Genomic DNA, 21,599 nt, shown 5'->3' with positions numbered 1-21,599 from the left:
TATGGATGATTTACCGTAAATTGCAGATCAAGTATGGTGTTGATTTACCGGCCAGCACAAAAATTGGCCCAGGATTTAAGATAGAGCATCTTAGCGGCATAGTTGTAAATCCAGATGTTGTAATAGGAAAGAATTGCAACATCTATAACGGAGTAACCATTGGAAAAGAAAAGAGAGGCGTTCGCGAAGGTTGCCCGACAATAGCAGATAAAGTTTGGATAGGCGCAAACGCAGTTGTAGTAGGCAGTATTCAGATTGGAAGCGATGTCTTAATTGCACCGGGAGCGTATGTGAATTTTGATGTTCCCTCCCATAGCATTGTTTTAGGAAATCCGGCTAAGATTGTTGCGAAGGAAAATGCAACAGAGAAATATATAAAATATACAATATAGGTTCAAATATGAAAATACTACATTATGCATTGGGGTTCCCTCCGTACAGAACAGGCGGACTAACAAAATATTGCACAGATTTGATGCTGACGCAAGCAGAGCAAGGACATGAAGTAGCATTGCTTTGGCCGGGTCAAATAACAATAGTAAAAAAGCAGACTGAAATTCATAAGAAGAAAAACTGGAATGGGATAAAGTCATTTGAGATAATCAATCCGTTGCCAGTTCCTCTTGATGAGGGAATTTTAGATATTGATATTTACACAAAAAAAGGGGACAAAGCTGTTTATTCTGAATTTTTGCAGGATTACGTCCCGGATGTTATTCATATCCATACATTGATGGGACTGCATAAGGAATTTATCTATGCAGCTAACGAATTTGGAATCAGGACGGTATTTACAACGCACGACTATTTTGGGATTTGCCCTAAGGTGACGTTATTTCATAATGGAAAGCCCTGTGATGATGATCATGGTTGTATGGACTGTGTGGGTTGCAATCGATCAGCGTTAAGTATGAAAAAAATTACGGTATTACAGTCACCTATTTATAGGAAATTGAAAAACACCAGTATAATAAAATTGCTTCGAAACCGACATAGGAAGAACTTTTTTGAAGAGACTGAAATAGAGATAGCAGCTGGTACAGAAAATGCCAGTATGGCACAGAATTATGAAAAGCTACGGGAATATTATGTATCAATGTTAAAAATAGTAGACTTCATCCATTTTAATAGTTCAGTAACGGAAATGGTATATAATCGTTATTTTCATCCTAAAAATAGTGCAGTGATTTCAATTACACATAGAGATATAAAGGATCATCGAAAAAGAAAGAACTTTGACCATGATGTTTTACGCATAACGTATTTGGGACCAGCAAAACCTTTCAAGGGCTTTCAATTTCTAATTGGAGTGCTGGATGATATTTGGAGAGAGACTCCTGGTAAGTTTGAATTGCACATCTACACGAATACAAATATAGAAAGAGAATATATTACACACAAACAAGACGGTTATCCATATAGCCAACTGGAAGAAATTTTTGATAATACAGATTTGTTGATTGCTCCGAGCCAGTGGTATGAAACATTCGGATTTACTATATTAGAGGCATTGAGCTATGGAGTGCCGGTTGTAGTATCGGATAAAGTAGGAGCGCAGGATTTGTTGGATACTCAATATATGTTTGATGATAAAAAAAGCCTGAAAGAGATTTTACAGGGAATGGTAAAAGACAAGAAAATCTTGGCGCTAGCCAATGATAATAATATCAAGAATTTTATGCCAATGCAGATGAAACGGCATAGTACAATAATTAAGGAGAAATTATACAGGAAATAGTCATGAAAAACATTTTTTCAAAAATAAAATATATATGTGCAGTGCCAAAATCTTTTTTATTTTGTATAAAGACACTGTCTTTCAAAGATGCGCTTAAAGTACCAGTTCTCATTGGTAGTGGTGTGAAGGTTTTCGGATGTCACAAGGGAAGTATTCTTTTCAGTGAGCAACCAAGTATGGCGATGGTACGCATCGGGCTATGGGATGGTGCGGGTCGAAATGGATATAAGAAACTCACGATAATTAATGTGGATAAAGGTAGCTCTATAACATTTGGAAAGAATGTTGTTATAGCTAAGGATTCCAGGATAAGAGTAATGGGGGGAGGACAGCTTATTCTAGGTAACGATTTTAAAGGAAATTATGGCTTGGAAGTTATGTGCAGAGAAAAAATAACATTTGGGGAAGATTGCCTGATTGCGTGGAATGTTACAGTCGCAGATGGTGATGGACACTCCCTATATATGGATGGGATAGATAGAAACAGCAATGCGCCAATAACTGTTGGAAAACATGTTTGGCTGTGTGCACATTCAACGTTGCTTAAAGGTGCAACAATAGAAAGCGGAAGCGTTGTTGGATTTGGGACACTATGCAATAAGAAATATGAAGTGGAACATGCATTGATTGGTGGAGTTCCGGGAAAAATAATCAAGACGAATGTTGATTGGGATATAACGATGAGGGATTAAAAAATGGCAATAAAGAAGATAATTCACTACTGTTGGTTTGGTTGTGGTGAAATGCCGCAAAAAGAAAAAGAGTGTGTTGCAAGTTGGAAAAAGTTTCTTCCAGATTATGAATTGAAACTCTGGAATGAGGAGAATTTTGACTACCAAAGTTGCCGATTTGCCAAACAAGCATATGATAATAAAAAGTACGCGTTTGTGAGTGATTATGCGAGGGCAAAAATACTGTATGAATACGGTGGATTATACTTAGATACGGATGTAAAAGTGTTAAAGGATTTTCGAGATATCCTTGATAGAGCAGATGCCGTTGCAGGCTTTGAAAGAAAAGCGTTTATTGGAACGGCAATTATTGGGTGTCAGGCGCATGATGAGTCCATTAAAGAACTTTTGAAATATTACGAGATGCATGATTTTGTACAAAGTGATGGAAGCTTTGATAATATCGCAAATGTTTCGATTTTGACGGATATTTTAAAAGAAAAGAGCTTGGTTTTGGGAGGAAAAGAACAACAGGTTGCGGGGTTTCATATTTATAATCGTGAACTGTTTTACCCTAAAAAATTAGGGGAGACCGAATTTGATATAAAAGATGAAACTGTGGCAGTACATATGTGTTCTAATAGTTGGCTTTCTGAACGGGAGAGAAAAAGAGGAAACAACAAGTTTTGGATTGAAGTCGTGCGTCCGATTCTGAGAGGGTTGCGCGCTGTTGGAATCCGATGTCTTGGCAAAGAAAGAATCAGAAAATTTGAAATAAAAATCCGCAATGCTATAAGGTGAATGGAAAGGTGATATAATGACAACTAGATGGGATGAAAGACACGGGAAAATTCTGTTGGATTTTTTTAAGAAATTATCTGAGAGTAACATAAAATGGTTTATATTGCGTGGATATGAGGGACTGCCAAATATTAACCCATCTAAAGATGTGGATATTATGATCGAAACGGGAAAAGAACCACTGGCATCAGCCTTATTGAAACAGACATTTGAAAAACATAATGTAAGTAATTTACATAAGGATTGTTTTGGACATATCCACTGCTATATTGGAATGGATACCCTTCATAAGTTGTCAATTCATATTGATTTGATTGATGGCTATATATCAAAGGGATTTGAAGTGTTTACATTCGAGGAGTTGTATCAGCACGTTGTTCTATACAATGGCATGAATGTACTGGATGATTTGATGAATGGTATCATGTTGGTGGTATATAAAATCTTTGGCTATCATCACGCAAAACTCAAGTCTGCATATCAAGCGGATATTTTTAAGGCACAGCAAGAGTATCCAGAAGAATTTCAGAACATTCTTTTAAAAATATCTGGAGATGGGTTGGGAATCAAACTGAATGAACTAATTGCCCAAAAAGACTTTGATGCTGTAGTTGCGTTGGAACCGAAATTTACAAAGGCTTTAAAAAAATACACATTCAAGATAAGACCATGGAGTACGATCCGATATTCAGCAGAGTTCTTGTGGCAGAAAGTTAGTAGAATTATCTTCAACTATAAAAAGTATGCAAAGACATTTGCGGTTATGGCACCGGATGGTACAGGAAAAACTACTTTTTTAGAGGCACTTCTAAAAGAACTGAATTTTTATTATGTTAATGATGAAAACGACAACAGATTCCATGTGTATCATTTTAGACCTTCCATACTCCCTAATTTGGGGGCAGTTGGCGAAAAAGCAGGCGTAATGAAGCAAGACACTGATTTTACGAATCCTCATCGATCGAAACCTGCAAATCCGCTTAGTAGCTTGATTCGAATTTCTTATTATACATTGGATTATATTATTGGCTGGCAAAAATGTGTTAGAAACGATGTGCATTATGATCGATATTCAGTATTTGACCGGTATAGCTATGATTTCATTGTTGATCCAAGAAGAACAAAATTAAACCTTCCTGAGAGTATTCGTACTTTTTTTGTAAAATTGACACCGCAGCCTGGTATTGTATTTGTATTGAACGCTAAACCCGAAACGGTTTATGCGAGAAAGCAGGAATTGCCACTTGAAGAAATAGAAAGACAGGCTAAAATGTACAAAAAAGTCGCAGAAAGCAATAAAAAACGGTTTGTAATGATAGATGCTGAACAAAAACCGGAAGAGATGGCAGAGCAGGCAATCCATTATATAATGAACAAGTATACTGAAAAAATCTAATAAGAGGAACAAGATGAGAATGTGTGAGGATAAATTAAAAATCTTTGTATCGGCATATGCTTGTGAGCCGGGAAAAGGGTCGGAAATAGGAGTTGGTTGGCACTGGGTTCTTGAAATGAGTAAATATTTTGACTTGTGGGTTATGACGCGAGCAAACAACCAAAAGCCAATTGAAGACTATTTTAGAGAAAACCCAGAAGAAGCAAACGGAATACATTGGGTATATTTTGATTGCCCGAATTACATCAAAAGATTCAAACATCAAATGACGGGAGTTCGGACATATTATACGATTTGGCAGCATATGGCCAATAAAGTGGTAAAAGATGTAATGGAAGCAAATGAAATACCGATTTTTCATTTACTGACATATGGCAATGCAATCTGGGACATAAGCGCGTATGGACAAAAGAAATTTTTTGTATGGGGTCCGACAGGTGGCGTTGATACGATTACAAGGGAGTTCTCCAAGCATTATGCGTGGAAACACAGAATGCTTGAAGCTGTTCGAAGGATTGTTGTATCAAGTATGACCATAAATCCATCCTTTCATAAGAAATGTGAAAATGCTGATTTGATTTTTTGCAAGGCTAATTCAACAATGGCAATGATTCCTGAAAAATATCGTAATAAAGCTATACTTTTTACGGATGTTGCAATGGAATGTGCACCAACATATTTTGAACCGAAGGCGCGGGATGAATCGGAGGGGCTTACATATATTACGGTGGGCCGTTTGGATGGATGGCGTGGCTTTGATCTCTTGGTGGAGGCTTTTTCGATTGCTGAAAAGGAACTGTCGAATGTTACGATGAAAATTATCGGTGAGGGTGCAGAGAAGAAACATTTGGAGATGCTGATAAAGAAAAAAGGATTAGACGACAAAATAACTTTAATAGGTCAGATTTCGATGAGTGAGTATCAAAGCGAAATGGAAAATTGCGATGCTGTTCTGAATGCGTGCTTAAAAGAGGGCGGAGTTACAAATGCATTTGATTGCATGAAGTGGGGCAAACCGTTGCTTTGTATCGACACTGGCGGATACACGAGAAACTTTGATACAGAGTGCGCTATAATTTTGAATCATGCAGGAAGAGATGAATTGATCCATCAACTTGCAGAGGGTATGATTTCCCTGAAGAGTACGGAGATTCGGCAAAAAATGAGCCGTGCCATGGTTGAGAAAGGACAAAAAATCACATGGGAAATTAAGGGAAAGAACATTAGAGATGAAATTGTAAAGGCTTTGGAAAACAAAAATGCACAATAACATAAAGAGTATCAAAGTATCTCAATCGAATGTTGGATATCGGTATATCACTTTTTCTAATCATGATGGAAAAGAATGGTCGATTCCGGTTGAAAATATGAGAGTTGGGCTTGAAATCTATGAGCCTTCTGGAGCAAAAGGAAAAATATTAAAATATGGAATGCCGGTATTGTCTAAAATGTTCGGCAGTAGAATCGTTCCGGAAAGTATACCGGGTGACTTGATATTTTCAGATCCGTTTCAGGATTTGCTAAAGGCGTTGTATGACAAATATGAAGTTTCTGTTTTTTGGGGTACTCCATCAACGGATCAAAAAGTAACAGTGCAAATATTTGATGGAGACAAAATATGTGGATACTGCAAAATTGGCACTTCCAATAGAGTTTTTAATCTCTTTCAAAATGAAGAAAATATCCTAAATGTACTTAAACAATGCAATGTGGAAAATGTTCCGCAATGTAAAGGAATTTTTTTACTTAATGATAATGAGAGAGCGTTTGTACAGACAACTAAAAAAAAGCCGGGTTCAAAAACAATTCATGAGTTTGGAAAGGAACACGAACACTTCCTTCAGGAAATGTACGATAAAACAAGAGAGCACATTGCATTTGAGAAAACAGATTTTTACAAATCATTAGTTTTCATTATAGATAATGTAGATGAGTTGAGCGCTGAGTACCGTAATTGCGTTTTAAAAACAGCAAATGCAATCCTACAAGAGTATAAAAATCAGCAGGTACTATGGGGAGTTTGTCATCGGGACTTTACACCATGGAATACTTGTATGGTGAATCAACATCTTTTTGTGTTTGATTTTGAATATGCACATAGGCATGCGCCAAGATGCCTTGATAGATGGCATTTCTATACACAAACGGCAATATATGAGAAAAGAATGTCTGCCGATGAAATAGCAGCGGACTTTCTTAAAAAGTACAAGAGTTGCATAGAAGAGTATAAAATGTATTTGATTGATAACATTTCGCTTTATATAATGCGTGGATGCTGTGACGATATTAAAATCGCAAATCAAAAAGCCCAAATTTTATATCAGCTTAAGCAAGGACTACAAGGATTATGAAAAATAGTAGAAACAGTGAAAATCGAAAGGTTACAGCAGTCATATTGAATTATAATTCAAGCGGCGACTGCCAAAAATGTGTAGCGTATCTTCAAAAGCAGACATATCAGAATTTGACCACCATTATCGTGGATAACGCATCTCCTGATCCTAATGAGAAAGTTGCACTGAAAAATATTGAATGTGCGACAGGTGCTCAGCTGATTTTCAATAATGAGAATCGAGGATTCTCTGCTGGTAATAACGTAGGGCTTCGTGAGGCTGTCAAGTGTGATGCTGACTGGATGATTGTCATCAATCCAGATGTCGAACTAAGAGATCCGGAATATGTTTCTTATGTGATGGCACAAATTGAAAAATGGCCAGATGCAGCCGTTGTGGGAACAGACATCAGACTGCCATCGGGAGAAAAGCAGAATCCAATGAGGGAAGTGACACCATTTGAGGAGATCTTTTGGCCATTGGAGATGGTAAAACAAAAACTTGGTATGTGGGATGGCTATCGCGCTGAGGATAAGACGGGATATTGCGAGAAAGTAAGTGGATGCTGCTTTTTTATCTCCAGAGAATATGTGGAAAAGGCAAACTATTTGGATGAAACTGTTTTTATGTACTGTGAGGAACCGATTCTCGCAAAGAGTGTAGTGAATAACGGATACAAAGAACTTTATATTCATGAAGTGACGGCCAACCATGAACATTATAACCATAAAAAACCGGGAAATAGCGCAAGTAAAATGCAGATTTTTTTGAAAAGTAGATTGTATTATATTCAAAAGTACAGTGGCTATAATTCTTTTCAGATAAAAATGGCAATGTTTTCAAGAAACCTGCAGTATAAATTATGGGAGAAGCAGATGAAATGATAAAGGAGAGAAACTCACAGCTGGATATTGCAAAAGGACTGGGAATGACAATTGTTGTTCTGTTTCATGCTCAAATACTGAGTGGTGTATGGACACAGTTTCACATGCCGCTGTTTGCATTTCTGTCCGGATTGTTATACCGTGAAAAATATAATACGGAATTAAATCAAGTTTGGAATCATACAAAAAAGAAAATCAAGGGATGCTATGTTCCTTTTCTCACATATAATTTTGTTTTTTTGTTGCTGCATAATTTGCTTTATAAAATTCATATTTATGGAGAGCTTAGTAATCAGAAATATTACAATGGAAAAGACTTTGTACATCAAATCATCGCAATTGCGACAATGGGTGGCGGAGAAAGTCTTCCGGGACCGATGTGGTATTTGATTGCAATGCTGGAATTTACGATTTTATACGCCTGTATTCGCTTTGGCATAAGTAAATACGTGATAGATGAAAACAAAGCCAATATATATGTGATGATTGTATGCGTCTGCTTAATGCTACTTGGTTTTTCAACGATTGATTTGCCAAGAATGCTGAATAGAGCACTTGTGCTACTTTTTTGGTATCATCTTGGGTATATGACACATACCTATCTGGAACCGCAAAAGGGAAATATAGAGAACAAAAAAGAAACGGTGATTACGGCTGCTTTGTCAATAGGTATATTAATAATTGGAATTCGGGGGGGCAGATTGGCCACGATTTTCGTGGATTATCCTTCCAGCCGGATGTGCAGGAATTATTCTAACGTTGGATATGGCACAGCTTGTTGATAATTACACCAGTAAACTGAAAAGATGTTTTGTCTATATTGGGCAACACACAATGTTTGTATTGGGAACACAATATTTAGGCTTTAAAGTTGGCAATATACTTCAAATCATTTTTCAGGGAAGAAACATAAATTGGTTGGAAATGTATGGCGTAACCGAAGAAGAAAATTTTGGATGGAAAGCGATTTATTTTTTATGCGGAATTTTGATCCCATTGACAATTATAAAGGGAAGAGACGCTTTGACACAGCGCTTGAAAATGAGGAGATATGATGGAGAAAGGCAATCAAAAGATATGTAAAAAGATGTTACTTATAATGATGGCAGGGACTTTTTTGTCACCGACACAGTTTTTCATTCTTTCAATTTGTTACTATTTTCTTCTTGTAATAAAATTGAAGGGAAAGGTTGTTTTCCCAAGAGTTCCGGGATTGAGACTATATGTTTGTGTTATTGCGTATACGACACTTGTTGGATTCTTCCTGTACACAACAAGAAATGTGATTCGGGATTTGTATTACATTTTGCCAACGGTTTTGTGGATTTTTATTGGAGCGAGTGAGTCAGCACAGAATCCGGAAATGGATATTAAAAAGACGATTTTTCTTTATGGAACATTTATAACATTAAAGAATTTTTTGTTTTTTATTGGAAAAGGCTCGTTGGATTTTAACAATTTGCGCTTAGTATTTGGTCTTAATGTTTACGATCTTGGGTTTATTTTGCCGATTTCAGCCATATGCGTCTTTTTGCACAAGGAAGTTTATGTGGGGGAAAAAATAGACCGCATGATAGTTGTGTTAATGACGCTCAATGTAGTTTTGTCTTTAGGGCGCATTGCGATTCTCCAGCCGATGATCATTTTTACAGTACTGCTATTTATGGAGGGCAGAGAGGCAGAGAACCAAACGAAGATAAAAAAAGTTGTCAAGCTATTCTTTTCAATAACGGTCGCGCTTGTGGTGGTTTTTTATATAATGCCAGACAGCATAAAATCTCCGCTGATGGATAAGGTTTTGAATTCCTTTGATGAGGTGGACTCGTCGCAGAAAATCACATCTGTTGGAAGTGCGATGAATAACTGGAGAGCATATGAAATCCAATCAGCCAAGGAACAATGGAAAGGTGAATGGGTAATCTCACAGCTATTTGGAGAAGGTATGGGAAAAGGTGTGGAAATTCAGTATGTGCCATATTCATGGGCTGGCGTTGTTGATGGAAACGAAATTCCGTTGCTACACAATGGGTTTTATACAATGCTTATAAAGGGCGGTATAATTGGTGTGGCCGCACTACTTTGGCTCTTTATGGGAAATGCCAAAAAGGGATTGTACATGGTCAAACATAGAGCAGATAAGGTGTATTCCAATATTTTGGTGGCGATTTCAGTTGCTGCAGTGGCGAATACCTATGTAGTCAGAGGCCCTATACAACAAGGGGCATTTTTGACATGGGCACTATTGATTGGATGGATAAATAGAAAGGAAAAAAATAATGGAAGAGTATTCCAAGGAAAAGTTTGACCGGATAATAGCGCGACCGGATATAAAAATTGTATGCTTGGACTATTTCGACACAATCGTCCATCGCAAGATACATGAAAATAATATAAAAAGACTGTGGGCAGCACGGTTGAGTGAACGTCTTTTGGCAAAGGGCAGAGACATTTCATCGCAGCAGTTGTTTGAAGCAAGAAAAAAAGCTGAAGGATATGCGCGAAAAATTTGCGATTTCAAACGGGAAGCAACATATCGCGCTGTAATGCAAGTGACGGAAATGTTCCTTCCTGACCAACTGTCTGATATAGATTTTGTAGAAGAAGCGCTAAAATGTGATATTGAGATAGAAATTGAAAATCAGTTTCTGGATAAAGAAATGGCTTCAAATATAATTGAAGCTAAAAAGGCAGGAAAATTTATATGGATAATATCGGACTTTTATTTGCCTAAATGTGCTTTTGAAAAATTCCTAAAAGTCCATAAAATTTCCGAATATATTGATGAGATATTTGTTTCTTCGGATTTGGATAAGAGAAAAAGTGACGGCTCAATATATGAAGATGTTGCTTTAAAAGCGGGTAATAAAAGTGAAATTGTGATGATAGGAGACAATGAAAAATCCGATTATGAAAAACCGAACGAATGCGGCATTATGGCTCTTTATAAAGAATATTATGATGACCAAGTAGACTACACAGAACATTATGTAAAGGAGCAGTTGGAGAGTATTATAAGGAGCAATCAAGAGCCTTATTCAAATTATTCACTGGTTTTATACTTGTTCGTAGAGAAATTGTACCGAACTGTTTGCAGAGAAGGAGAAAGAAAGCTATATTTTCTTTCAAGAGAAGGAAAATATTTAAAAAAGTTATTTGATGATTATCTCTTGTGGAAGGGAAATTCAGAGATTGAAACTCATTATTTATGTGTTTCGAGATATGCACTAAATAATGTAATGGAGGATAGCAATCAAAGGAATAATTTCTACAAGTATTTAAAGCGGGAAGGAATAGAAAAGTCAACAGCAAAGATTGTGTTAGTTGATGTTGGATGGAAGGGCACTATGCAGGATATGTTGCATGCGTTGTGGCCGGCAACAAATATTGTGGGTTATTATATTGGGACAAATGAACTTGCATTAAATGCGCATAATAGCGAAAAAAGAGGGCTGATTTTTAGCTTTTATCCATTCAAAACAGTAGCATATGATTGCTTCATATATGATAGCTTCTTACAAGAAAAACTTTTGACTGCAGATCACGGAAGTGTTTATGGCTATAGTAACGAAGGACTTCCGGCATACGAGAATAATCAGTCCGCCCAGATGGTTTATATGGAACTGAGAAAAACAAGAGATGAGATCGAATGTAATTTTAAAGGATATATGGAATTGTGTGGGACAACAGGTTATTTGATTCAAGAGTTTACAGAGTATTGCGCGGAACAGTATGTTGACATGATGCTGAATAAAAATAAAGAACATAGAATAGCGCGTATCAAGTATGAAGCAAAGGATAAACATGTTTATGCAAATGTGCAAAAGAAAAAGAACAGCATCAAGTCACAACTGGTATGGCTGAAATTAAATAAAGCAAGTCTTATAGCTTATTTTAGGATGTATGAGATGTACTGTGAAAAAGTACATTTGAAGTGGAGCATACCTTTGCTGGCGAAAATTGTAAAACTAATTCAAACAAGATTGTTGAGAAACGAGTTTAACTGGAGCAAGAAATTAGATGAAATCCATTAAATATAACGCTATCGTCAATGGCATACTATCAGTAGCTAATATAATATTTCCTCTGATTGCATTTCCATACATTTCCCGCGTGTTGGGAGTAGAGACTAACGGAAAGCTGAATTTTGCTTCAGCATCACTGACTTATTTTTCTCTTTTTGCAACTTTGGGTCTTTCGACATATGGCATAAAGGCATGTGCCAGGGTTAGAGAAGATAGAACAAAATTATCAAAGACAGTACATGAGCTTTTGCTGATTAATGCGGTCACAACAACGATTGCCTGTATTGCGCTGGTGATTTCTATTTTTGTGGTGCCGAGATATCACCAAGAGTGGAAGCTTCTGTTTATTTATAGCTGGAATATGATTTTGAATGTAGTCGGTATGAACTGGCTGTATTCGGCGATTGAACGATATGATTATATTACAAAGAGATCCATTGCATTTAAATTCATAGGCGTAGTGTTAATGTTTTTGTTTGTTCATAGTCCGGCAGACAGCTATAAATATGCTGTAATAACAGTATTTGCAAACGTGGGCGGTAATATACTTAACATCATCTACTCACGAAACTTTATTACATATAAATGGTATGGGGACTATGACTGCAAGCAGCATATTAAGCCAACATTGGCGATGTTTGCGACATATTTAGCGGTTAATGTATACTCTAGTTTGGATAGTGTAATGCTTGGCTTTATGTGTGGAGATTTCCAAGTTGGAATTTACTCGGCTGCGGTAAAAATCCGGACAGTACTAACGACCCTTATTACATCGGTAGGGACGGTGTTGCTACCAAGACTTTCGTTTTATATCGCGGGCGAAAATTGGAAGGAGTTCAAAAGACTGCTAAAGAAATCTTATTGCACAATTATTATGATAGCTGTGCCGATGATGGTGTATTTTATTCTTGCGGCAAAACCATCTGTTGTTTTTTTGTCAGGAGCGGAATATGCAGATGCGGCAAAACCGATGAGAATCCTAATGCCGATAATGCTAATTTCAAGCCTCTCTAATATAACGGGAATGCAAATACTGATACCAACTGGAGGAGAATGGAAGTTTGCGATTTCTGTCTCTTGTGGTGCAGTGGTCGATATAATTCTCAACGTCATTTTAATTCCACAAATGGGTGCAAATGGTGCGGCAATTGGAACACTGTTTGCTGAGCTTACACAATTCTGCGTGCAGGTCTTTTTTACACGAAATTATATTCGGGGAGCAATTTCGACCAAGGGAACGGTGCAAGTTGTGATTGCAACGATATTGGGAACAGTAGGATATTATTTGATTTCTTCAATACTCCATGTTGGCACATTTGCAACATTATTTATCACGGCGCTGGTGTTCTTTGGAGTATATGCGGTGGTGCTGTTGGCATTTCGGTATGAAATGCTCATCGAATTACTAAATATGGTATGGAGTCCTATATTGAAAAAGCTGAAGAAGTCTAATCAGTGATTCAGTGTGAGGAGGTTAGGAAGTTTTTATGCAAGAAAAGACGTTACATTACGATTGGGTTGATGCGGCAAAGGGTCTGGGGATTATTTTCGTGGTACTTGGCCATGCAATAGCGGATACGACGCCAAATGTTCCCATCTTCGGAAAAATCTTTCAGATTATATACAGCTTTCATATGCCATTGTTCTTTTTTCTTTCAGGATTTTGCGGGATAAAAGCTCTTCAGAAACGGCAATTACATGAAAAAGAAGCATATATTCTGGAAAGATTTAAAAGGCTGATGATTCCTTACTTTTTTGTTGGAATATGTTATATCCCTATAAAACTTTTGATGGCGGATTATGTAACAAAACGAGTAGACATAAGTTACATTGTGCTTGGTTTTTTGGGTGGGGACAATCCGAACAGCCAATTGTGGACATTGTATGTTCTATTTCTTAATGCTGTTTTTCTCTGCGTGATGAGTAATGCTGGAAAATTCTCTTTACACATTACTTTTCTTCTCTCATTGATAATGGCGGTTTCATCGGTGTTTGTCGATAATGCGTTTTTGAGAAATTTTATGTTTGAAACGCTGTTCTATATTTTAGGTGCATTATTCAGGAAGAACTTGCCCGTGGCTTCTGGTAAAGTCTATTTTGACAATCATCAACCGCTGATTATCATCGGGGGTGGGCTACTGATTGCTCTTAATATGTGTATGAATATTGATGGGAAAAACATATTTAAAATTTTGACGGCAATATTAGGGATAATGGTAGTATACGGGGCTGCTCATATATTGGAGAAGAATAAGATTTTGAAGGAACTTGGAAGATATAGTATGGATATCTATATTATGGCCAATATATTTCAAGTCTCTGTGAGAGTTGTTTTATTGAATAAATTGGGTGTGAATGGTTATCTGTGTTTTCTGATTAGTTTCGTGGCTGGAATTATATTTCCGGTAGTGATTTCAAAAAAAATTGTAAGAAAAATTCCGATGACGAACAAGTTTGTTTTGGGAAATTTTTGAAAGGTAAACTAAGGTGTCAGGTAGTGCGTTTATCTAAGGTCACACATTGATGTCACCCCAAGTGCAAGGAGCCTAATACTTGATTATAAAGGATAAGCTTATATGATACTTGATCAAATTAACGGGTGATGATTATGAAGAGAGTGTTCGCGAATATGTAGACTCATTCTATCAAGAGATAAAGGAAAAGTTGGAAAGTGTAAGAAGCGATATGTATGGTATGATGAAGAATGAATTTGCTTCTCAAAAGAAACCAACTCGTCCGGAATTAGAGCATATTGAATTTGATGATTATGCAGCAGAAGCTTCAGAAACTATCCAATTTGCGATGCTTAAAGATAACATTAAAAGCTTTGTAATCGGTCTGGAAGATTTAATTGGAAATCGGCTTATAGAACGAACTGATGATAAAAGTGAAACGGTTGCAGCCGGAATGCTGAATACATACTTAAACATGGTGGACTCTGTTTCAGATATGTATGTAGATTATCTTGATATGTTTACGAAGATCAAGGCATTTATTGAATGAGCGCATTCGTATATGCTTTTGTTTGGAGACTTATATTGCCCTCATACCCGTACAGTGTTATACTTAAACAACTAAAAAAAGAAAGAGGTTATCACCTATGCCCAGAACGAAAGGCAGCAAAAACCGTCCCAAAACTAATATTACCAAAGACTACGCATCCCAGATCTCAGAAAAGCAGGAAGCTATTGCGTCTCTGAATACTGAGATCGCATCCATCACCGCAAACATTGACACTTTGAAAGCTGATCTGAAAGTGAAGAAGGCTGCTTTGAAGAAAGTCGAAAAAGAAGTGGAAATGCTGGAAGCAAAAAAGGCAGAAGCGGAATCCGTTCTGAAAAAGCTGCTTGCCGAAGGCATGAGTGCCGATGAAATTCTCGCAAAACTGAAATAACAGGAAAAAAACCGTGATGGACAGGCATAACGCACTGTTCATCACGGGTTTTAGGGTTATAAGAACATAAGTTTATCCAGCGGCCACATCAAACTGAAAATGTGCCGGAAGGATAAGGTACAATAAGTTTCGCAAATTGAAAAGTAGTTAAAAAGAGACATGGTTTGCAGCCCTCTGGTAGAATGAAGTCACGACACACCATTCTGAAAGGAGACAGCAAACCATGTCCGAAAAGATTGTACAGCTTAACGAGGAAGTAATCAAGGGTCAAATCAAAGAACTGGTACGAGGCAGCGTAGAGGAAACCCTCAACGAACTGCTGGAGGCCGAGGCGGAGAAGCTGACCCAGGCGGCCCGGTACGAGCGCAATGAGCAGCGTCAGGGCTATCGCAGCGGCCACTACAACCGAAATCTCACCACTACATCCGGGGACGTTACCCTGAAGGTGCCCAAGCTCAAGGGGATCTCCTTTGAAACCGCCATCATTGAGCGGTATCGCCGCCGGGAGAGCAGCGTGGAAGAAGCCCTCATTGAGATGTACCTGGCAGGCGTATCCGTTCGGCGTGCGGAGGATATTACCGAGGCCCTCTGGGGCAGCAAAGTCTCTCCCTCCACTATAAGTGAGTTAAACAAGAAAGCGTATGTCCACATCGAGGATTGGCGGAACCGTCCTCTGCAAGGCGGACGATATCCGTATGTCTATGTGGATGGGATCTATCTGCGCCGTAACTGGGGCGGCGAATTTGAAAACGTAGCCATTCTTGTGGCAATTGCGGTCAATGAGGACGGATACCGTGAGGTTCTGGGTGCCGCCGAGGGCATGAAGGAGGACAAGTCCAGCTGGGTCAGCTTCTTCCAGTGGCTGCGTGGCCGAGGTCTGGACGGTGTGAAACTCATTGTTGGAGACAAGTGCCTTGGTATGCTGGAGGCCGTGGGAGAAGTATTCCCCGAAGCCAAGTACCAGCGCTGTACCGTCCACTTTTACCGCAATGTATTCTCGGTCACGCCTCGCTCCAAGGTGAAGCTGGTGGCAAAGATGCTCAAGGCGGTCCACGCCCAGGAAAGCAAGAAAGCAGCCCGGGAAAAGGCCAAAGCTGTGGTGGAAGAACTGCGCTCCATGAAACTGAAAGAGGCGGCCAAGAAGGTAGAGGATGGCATTGAGGAGACGCTGACCTACTGCGATTTTCCCAGCGAGCACTGGACTCGCATCCGTACCAATAACGTTATTGAACGACTCAACCGGGAGATCCGCCGCCGTACCCGTGTGGTGGGCAGTTTCCCGGACGGCAATTCCGCCCTTATGCTGGTCTGTGCCCGGCTGCGCCATGTGGCCGGCACCCAGTGGGGCAACAAGAAGTACATGAACATGAAGCACCTGGAGGCCGCCCTTGAAGATGCCTCCATTGCTGGCTGACTTCACTCATGCCAGACCCTGCAAACCATTTTGCGAAAAATACTTGACACTACCGCCGGAGATACAAAATGGATTATATCGTTTAATCAATGTTTCTGGGAAAAGCTTAAAGATGTTAATAAAGTTATTATATTTGGATGGTCCGCTGGTTTGGCAGATATATCTTATTTAAAAATGATTAGAAAATCTGTTGATCAGAACGCGGAATGGTTTATTTATTATTACGATGATAAAGCGTATAAATGGTTGAGCGAAGTGCTAAATAAGTTAGGTATAGATCAAAACTTTAAAGTACATTATATTCTATCTAGTAAGTTTTGGGATTAGTTGATTTTATATAAGTGATTCGATGTATCATTTATTATAATGTGAATTAAAGTACTTAGAATCAATAAATGTTTTTTATGCTCAATATAAATTTAATCTATTTGAAGTTCTTTCCGAACTTCTTTTTATATTGTCAATTTTATCGTTATGAAGGGAGTAGTGATATGAAGTTATATTCCAATGATTTAAAGAAGACGGTTTGTCATCGTATTTGTGATGATAAAGAAAAGATCAGCGATGTATCCAAAGAATTGAATCTGCCGATAAAGACCATTGAAAAATGGGTGACTTTATATCGTAAGGATCCTACTTCCTTTAATGGAATCGACAACTATGAATTCGCGAAACGAAAGATCCATGCGGCAAGATACAACGATTTGGATAAGAAAAGCCTGATAGCGGAATTAAAACGAAAAGATAGTCGAATCGAATACTTGGAATCGGTGATTGTTTCCAAGGACTATCAGATCAAGACTATGGAAAAGAAATCATAATAGGAGATGGTATTGTATGAGTAAGACAATGGATAATAAGATCAATTTGCTTGGAAATTTCTGTATGGAAAATCATATCAGTATGACAGAACTACAGAAACTGGTTAAAGACAGAGAAGAAAAAAGAACAAGTTCCAATGAAGATCATTTTGAAAACTTTAAAGCCTTTGAAAATAAGACGATACGATCAGGGGATATCAAGATCGATTTTGAAAAGAAACTGGCGTATAAAGATAAGAAGTTATTAAATGTGCATGAACATGAATTCTTGATTCTACAGATGCTGGTAGCAAATCAAAAAGAAGTGATCTCGGATATCGAACTATTGGATCTATTACGGATGTATCATCATGAAGTCACAAGAGAATCACTGATTGTATATGCTTCCCGTATTTCTAAGATGGTCGGAACTTCACCTATTGAAGAAAAATATATTCGACGTATGCAGAAGCGTGGCTATTACTGGAGTTTTAGTGTAACGAAAAAGTAGAAATCATTTTTGCGTTTTGATGGATGTTTCGATATACTCTTAATGAGGTTGAAAAATATTCTTTTTTTATGCAGTTGAAAGGAATCAAATTATGAGAAACACAACATTATTGATCATGGCAGCCGGCATCGGAAGTCGATTTGGCGGCGGTATCAAACAATTAGAACCGGTAGGATTCAACGATGAGATCATCATGGATTATTCTATTCATGATGCGATACAGGCCGGTTTTAATAAGATCATCTTTGTCATTCGAAAAGATATTGAAGAAGACTTTAAAGAAAGAATCGGCAATCGTGTAGAAACCATTGCCCAAAAGATGCATGTAGAAATTGGCTATGTCTTTCAGGATATTCACGATATTCCGGAAGGTTTTACTTTTCCAAACGAAAGAACCAAGCCTTGGGGAACCGGGCAGGCTGTCTTGGCAGCTAAGGAACTGATCCATGAGCCATTTGCGGTGATCAATGCCGATGACTATTATGGAAAAGAAGCCTTTCAGAAACTACATGACTGGTTAATTATAGATCATGAAGATACAGCCTATGCGATGGCCGGCTTTATCTTAAAAAATACCTTATCCGATAATGGTGGAGTCACACGTGGTGTCTGTAAAGTCGAAGAGGGACATACTCATGTGATGGATGTTGTGGAGACATCAAACATCGTAAAAGTAGTGGAAGATGGTGTACTCAAAACAAAAACCAATGATACAGAACTTGATATCAATTCCTATGTGTCGATGAACTTCTGGGGCTTTCCGGCAAAAGTTGGACAAGATCCTGCTTTTTTAGATGTTTTAGAAAAACACTTTATCACTTTCTTTAAAGAAGATGTCATCAATAATCCGTTAAAAGCAGAATACTTACTTCCGACTTTAATTGGAAGCTTACTCAGAGAAAACAAATGTACGGTAAAAGTTTTGGAAACCCATGATAAATGGTTTGGAGTCACGTATAAAGAAGATAAACCAGAAGTGGTCAAAAGCTTTAAGAAGCTGATTGAAGAAGGCGTGTACTCCACTGATTTATATTCTGATCTATAATAATTTAAATAATAGCCTGGCTGAATTGTTGTGATTTGGCCAGGCTTTTCTTATACATTGTAGAGAAGTCATAGGATTTCTGATACACTTGAATCAGAAAGGATAATAAAAATATGCCAAAAAAGATTGGAGTTTTATTACTTTGTTTTGTCGTGTTGTTGAGTGGTTGTTCATCATCAAATAAGACAGCTTATAAAGAAGAACCGGAAGAAGAATTGACGGAATATCAGGAAGAATTTAATGACTTTCTTAAAGATCAGTTGGTGGAAACACTGGAATCAGATTATTATACACTTCATTCGTATTTAAAAGATCCGGAGACCTATGATATTGATAGTGCAAGCGTAGAAAAGACATTTGGTCGTATGGATGCCGTCAGTATGGAGGAAGATCGAAAAGAGATTCAGAAAACGCTTGATCAGCTACAGGCATTTGATTATGAACAGTTAACCGATCAACAACAAGATACCTATGATATCTTTACTTATAATATGGAATGTTCAAAAGAACTTAGTGATCCTAAATTTGACTATATTGCTTCGGCATTTTCACCGATGACCGGGATTCATGTATCGTTTCCTACTATCTTTGCGGACTGGACTTTTGATAGTGAACAAGAATTAAAAGATTTGATTTTGATGATACAGGATGTGGATGATTATACGCAAAGTGCTATAGATTATACATACACTCAAAATGAAAAGGGATATCTGTGTTTGGATTTTGATTCGATCTTATCGTATTGTGAAAAGATTTTGGATAAGGGCTTAGAGAGTTCGGTTTTAAAAGGATTACAGGATCAAGTTGATGCATTGGATTTGGATAGTGATCAAACAAAAGCTTATAAACAAGAGCTGGAACAGGCATTCTCCGATTCTTATTTACAGGCATATCAATTGATCAAAACGGCGATGTCGGATCTCAAACAAAATGGTAATAATCATCCAAATGGTCTTGCTTCCTTTGATGTTGGAAAAGAATATTATTCACTGTTGATGAAGAATAATACAGGCTCTGATATGGAAGTGATCGAAGTGGAAGATTTGATGGATACGGCTTGTAAAGAGCATTTGCAGACATTTATTGAAAATGCCGATTCAGACATGAGTTTTCTTTTTACATCTACAAATTATACAAGCTATGAGCAGATGTTAGATGATATTCAAGATCAGATGTTTGATGATTTTCCAAAGGTGGAATCATTAGAGTATGAAATCAAAGATATGGAAGAAGATGTTGCCAGCGATAATGGAGTGGCTGCTTATTTTCAAATTCCGGAGATTGATGGGGATCTAAAAGGACAGCTGCGTGTCAATCCCAATAACAACAATATGAAAGCCATTGATACATATATGACGGTTGCTCATGAAGGTATGCCGGGACATATGTATCAATATAACTACGCACAGGAACATATCAGTGAACCACTTCGTTGGTCTATCCTGGCCAGCAGTGCTTATCAGGAAGGCTATGCGACGTATGCACAGCACTACAGCCTGCGCTATTTAAAAGGCATCAAACCAAAACAATTAAAAGCTTATAGTGAATATATGTTGGTGATTTATGATGCATTGGTCTTGGCTGATATTGGAATTCATTATTACAATTGGGATCAGGAAAAATGTCAAAAAGAGATTGAAGAAAACTATGGCATTACGATCGATGAGAAACAATACAAACAGCTGTTATATACACCTTGTGCCTTTGAACCATATTATACGGGCTATGAACAAATCATGGATTTAAAAGAAAGAGCTAAAAATACGTTAAAGTCCGATTATAATGAAAAAGAGTTTCATACAATCTTGTTGAATTGTGGACCGGTCCCTTTCTTTATAGTTGAAGAGAATATGGCAAAAGCATGGAAAGCATAAAAAGAAGACTGTGTTTGCATATAATTGAATCTAAGATCTAGAGTGAAGAAAAGACTGCTTGTGCAAGATAAGCAGCCTTTTCTTTAATCAAAATTGACTTCCGGTGCGCTTTGTGCCTCTTGGGATGCCTGATATTTATCCATCGTATTAAAGCCCATCATGCCGGAAATGATATTATTTGGGAATTTTCGAATTGTTGTATTGTACTCTTGAACCGCTTCGTTGTATTCTTCACGAGCTACACTTAATCGATTTTCAATACCTTCTACACTGGTCATAAAATCGGACATGAGTTGTGTACTTCCAAGTTCTGGATAGGCTTCCATGGCAATGTGAATGTCACGAATGATTTGTGAACTGGCGGCATCTGCACTTTCCAGATCGGATGTCGAAGCACTGGAATCGATGGTCATATTTCCGTCTTTATCTACGGAAATACCCTTTGTTCCGCTGCGTAGCGCGGCAATCTCCTGATAGACTTCACTTTCATGATCCATGGCACCTTGTACACTTGGCATCAGCTCGTTGATCTTATCCAAACGAGATTGTAGGGAGCTTTGAATGTTTGCCTGCCTGGTCGTCACATTTTCTTCTAGTGTCACCATATTGTTGTAAGGTCCGATCAATAAAGCACCGGCCAGTACGACAACCACACCAATTACGATTAGTACGATGCCCCATCCGGGGATTTTTTTCTTTGTATTCATGATAACCTC

At 37.9% G+C, this 21,599-nt stretch carries 23 protein-coding genes; 22 read left to right on the top strand and 1 reads right to left on the bottom strand.

What is annotated here, in order from left to right; genetic code table 11:
• The first annotated feature begins 5 nt into the window (after window positions 1-5).
• The 22 genes from G413_RS10940 (at window position 6) to G413_RS0104175 (ending at window position 20,883) form a co-directional block, all read left to right on the top strand.
• Window positions 6-392, top strand: coding sequence for a serine acetyltransferase (locus G413_RS10940; RefSeq protein WP_051130156.1), 387 nt, complete (start codon window positions 6-8; stop codon window positions 390-392).
• 8 nt (window positions 393-400) lie between these two features.
• The gene (locus G413_RS0104275) at window positions 401-1,738 is read left to right on the top strand and encodes a glycosyltransferase (protein ID WP_027969045.1); all 1,338 of its coding nucleotides are present in this window, start codon (window positions 401-403) and stop codon (window positions 1,736-1,738) included.
• 2 nt (window positions 1,739-1,740) lie between these two features.
• A complete protein-coding gene (locus G413_RS0104270) occupies window positions 1,741-2,430 on the top strand; it encodes an acyltransferase (RefSeq protein ID WP_022789696.1) in 690 nt (229 codons plus the stop codon).
• 3 nt (window positions 2,431-2,433) lie between these two features.
• Window positions 2,434-3,210, top strand: coding sequence for a glycosyltransferase family 32 protein (locus tag G413_RS0104265; protein ID WP_022789695.1), 777 nt, complete (start codon window positions 2,434-2,436; stop codon window positions 3,208-3,210).
• Window positions 3,211-3,226: 16 nt separating this feature from the next.
• Complete coding sequence (locus G413_RS0104260) at window positions 3,227-4,606, top strand: nucleoside/nucleotide kinase family protein (RefSeq protein WP_022789694.1); 1,380 nt, start codon at window positions 3,227-3,229, stop codon at window positions 4,604-4,606.
• 13 nt (window positions 4,607-4,619) lie between these two features.
• On the top strand, window positions 4,620-5,876 hold the full coding sequence (locus tag G413_RS0104255; protein WP_022789693.1) for a glycosyltransferase: 1,257 nt from the start codon (window positions 4,620-4,622) through the stop codon (window positions 5,874-5,876).
• Window positions 5,866-6,957: a hypothetical protein gene (locus tag G413_RS0104250; protein WP_022789692.1), complete on the top strand. Its 1,092-nt coding sequence runs from the start codon at window positions 5,866-5,868 to the stop codon at window positions 6,955-6,957. Before G413_RS0104255 ends, G413_RS0104250 begins: the two co-directional genes overlap by 11 nt.
• Window positions 6,954-7,823: a glycosyltransferase family 2 protein gene (locus G413_RS0104245; protein WP_022789691.1), complete on the top strand. Its 870-nt coding sequence runs from the start codon at window positions 6,954-6,956 to the stop codon at window positions 7,821-7,823. The genes G413_RS0104250 and G413_RS0104245 overlap by 4 nt, the downstream gene beginning before the upstream one ends.
• The gene (locus tag G413_RS0104240; RefSeq protein ID WP_081637611.1) at window positions 7,802-8,605 is read left to right on the top strand and encodes an acyltransferase family protein; all 804 of its coding nucleotides are present in this window, start codon (window positions 7,802-7,804) and stop codon (window positions 8,603-8,605) included. The genes G413_RS0104245 and G413_RS0104240 overlap by 22 nt, the downstream gene beginning before the upstream one ends.
• A complete protein-coding gene (locus G413_RS0104235; protein WP_022789689.1) occupies window positions 8,589-8,906 on the top strand; it encodes a hypothetical protein in 318 nt (105 codons plus the stop codon). The genes G413_RS0104240 and G413_RS0104235 overlap by 17 nt, the downstream gene beginning before the upstream one ends.
• A complete protein-coding gene (locus tag G413_RS0104230; protein ID WP_022789688.1) occupies window positions 8,878-10,128 on the top strand; it encodes an O-antigen ligase family protein in 1,251 nt (416 codons plus the stop codon). The genes G413_RS0104235 and G413_RS0104230 overlap by 29 nt, the downstream gene beginning before the upstream one ends.
• The gene (locus G413_RS0104225) at window positions 10,100-11,854 is read left to right on the top strand and encodes an HAD-IA family hydrolase (protein ID WP_022789687.1); all 1,755 of its coding nucleotides are present in this window, start codon (window positions 10,100-10,102) and stop codon (window positions 11,852-11,854) included. Before G413_RS0104230 ends, G413_RS0104225 begins: the two co-directional genes overlap by 29 nt.
• Entirely contained in the window at window positions 11,841-13,304 is a 1,464-nt protein-coding gene (locus G413_RS0104220) for a flippase (RefSeq protein WP_022789686.1), read from the top strand. Before G413_RS0104225 ends, G413_RS0104220 begins: the two co-directional genes overlap by 14 nt.
• Window positions 13,305-13,332: 28 nt before the next feature.
• On the top strand, window positions 13,333-14,319 hold the full coding sequence (locus G413_RS11735; protein WP_022789685.1) for an acyltransferase family protein: 987 nt from the start codon (window positions 13,333-13,335) through the stop codon (window positions 14,317-14,319).
• Window positions 14,320-14,428: 109 nt separating this feature from the next.
• Entirely contained in the window at window positions 14,429-14,848 is a 420-nt protein-coding gene (locus G413_RS0104210) for a hypothetical protein (RefSeq protein WP_022789684.1), read from the top strand.
• A 97-nt stretch (window positions 14,849-14,945) separates the two neighbouring features.
• Window positions 14,946-15,239: a hypothetical protein gene (locus G413_RS0104205; protein ID WP_022789683.1), complete on the top strand. Its 294-nt coding sequence runs from the start codon at window positions 14,946-14,948 to the stop codon at window positions 15,237-15,239.
• A gap of 223 nt (window positions 15,240-15,462) precedes the next feature.
• Entirely contained in the window at window positions 15,463-16,653 is a 1,191-nt protein-coding gene (locus tag G413_RS0104200; protein ID WP_022789682.1) for an IS256 family transposase, read from the top strand.
• A gap of 30 nt (window positions 16,654-16,683) precedes the next feature.
• A complete protein-coding gene (locus G413_RS0104195) occupies window positions 16,684-16,980 on the top strand; it encodes an AbiH family protein (RefSeq protein ID WP_022789681.1) in 297 nt (98 codons plus the stop codon).
• Between the two features lie 164 nt (window positions 16,981-17,144).
• Window positions 17,145-17,474 (top strand): hypothetical protein, encoded by a 330-nt coding sequence (locus G413_RS10930; protein WP_022789680.1) that lies wholly within the window; start codon window positions 17,145-17,147, stop codon window positions 17,472-17,474.
• Between the two features lie 16 nt (window positions 17,475-17,490).
• Entirely contained in the window at window positions 17,491-17,964 is a 474-nt protein-coding gene (locus G413_RS0104185) for a winged helix-turn-helix domain-containing protein (RefSeq protein WP_022789679.1), read from the top strand.
• A 91-nt stretch (window positions 17,965-18,055) separates the two neighbouring features.
• Window positions 18,056-19,009 (top strand): sugar phosphate nucleotidyltransferase, encoded by a 954-nt coding sequence (locus G413_RS0104180; RefSeq protein WP_022789678.1) that lies wholly within the window; start codon window positions 18,056-18,058, stop codon window positions 19,007-19,009.
• A 113-nt stretch (window positions 19,010-19,122) separates the two neighbouring features.
• Window positions 19,123-20,883, top strand: a complete 1,761-nt coding sequence (locus G413_RS0104175) for a DUF885 domain-containing protein (RefSeq protein ID WP_022789677.1) — start codon at window positions 19,123-19,125, stop codon at window positions 20,881-20,883.
• Between the two features lie 83 nt (window positions 20,884-20,966).
• Here the strand turns inward: G413_RS0104175 and G413_RS0104170 are convergent, their stop codons facing one another.
• Entirely contained in the window at window positions 20,967-21,590 is a 624-nt protein-coding gene (locus tag G413_RS0104170; protein ID WP_022789676.1) for a LemA family protein, read from the bottom strand.
• Window positions 21,591-21,599: the final 9 nt, after the last annotated feature.

The organism is Faecalicoccus pleomorphus DSM 20574, from assembly GCF_000420345.1.
Lineage (GTDB): Bacteria > Bacillota_I > Bacilli_A > Erysipelotrichales > Erysipelotrichaceae > Faecalicoccus > Faecalicoccus pleomorphus.
Note: the sequence above shows the minus strand (reverse complement) of the source record. Positions and strands in the feature narration are given on the sequence as shown.